This window comes from Streptococcus pseudopneumoniae (assembly GCF_001072315.1).
GTDB classification, from domain to species: Bacteria; Bacillota; Bacilli; order Lactobacillales; family Streptococcaceae; genus Streptococcus; species Streptococcus pseudopneumoniae_R.
Genome location: NZ_JVLI01000046.1, coordinates 1 through 264 on the forward strand (window position 1 = coordinate 1; position 264 = coordinate 264).

Below are 264 nucleotides of genomic sequence, written 5' to 3' on the forward strand. Positions count from 1 at the left end.
TGAGTACAATCCTATTGAGAAAACATGGGCTCATATCAAAAAGCACCTCAAAAAGGTATTACCGAGTTGTAATACTTTTTTCGAGGCTCTTTTGTCTTGTTCTTGTTTCAATTGACTATAAAGCGAAAGGAGAAAAATATGGTCCAAAAGGTTCATAGTTTATCGTACACAAAGTAGCACTGTAAGTATCACATTGTGTTCATACTCTTCGAAAATCTCTTCAAACCACGTCAGCGTCGCCTTACCGTAGGTATGGTTACTGAC

At 37.5% G+C, this 264-nt stretch carries 1 pseudogene; it reads left to right on the forward strand.

What is annotated here, in order from left to right:
* Nucleotides 1-115 (forward strand): annotated as a pseudogene (locus ADH54_RS11755) (IS630 family transposase); the annotation flags it as partial.
* Between the last annotated feature and the right edge of the window lie 149 nt (nucleotides 116-264).